The sequence below is a fragment of the Brevundimonas sp. UBA7534 genome (assembly GCF_002479325.1).
Classification (GTDB): domain Bacteria; phylum Pseudomonadota; class Alphaproteobacteria; order Caulobacterales; family Caulobacteraceae; genus Brevundimonas.
In genome coordinates this window covers 2,284-2,594 of the sequence record NZ_DLMO01000061.1, presented here as the reverse complement: position 1 = coordinate 2,594, position 311 = coordinate 2,284, and the positions used below count along the sequence as shown (strand labels likewise).

Sequence of the window (311 nt, the reverse complement as noted above, 5' to 3'; positions counted from 1 at the left end):
TCAGCCGCTCGGCGTCGTGCAAGGTGCGAAGCTGCAGAAGATCGGGATGGTCCCCGCCGGGCACGGGCAGCTTGCGCGCCGTGGAGCCCGTCGCCAGCACCAGAACGTCGTAGGTCTCCTCGCTCCCGTCATGGAAAACGACCCGCCGCGCCGCCGGATCGACCGACACGGCCTCCACGCACGCGCGGAAGTCGATATCCTGTTCGGCGTAGAAGCTGAGAGGCCGCAAAAGCAGCGCCTCCAGGTCCGCCTCGCCCTTCAACCAGGCCTTGGAAAGGGGCGGCCGCTGGTAAGGAGGCGCGTCCTCCCGA

At 68.5% G+C, this 311-nt stretch carries 1 protein-coding gene; it reads right to left on the bottom strand.

The genetic code is table 11. The features are described from left to right. The coding region (locus B2U11_RS04550; RefSeq protein ID WP_292070246.1) for an FAD-dependent oxidoreductase at positions 1 to 311 on the bottom strand (311 nt) is incomplete at both ends.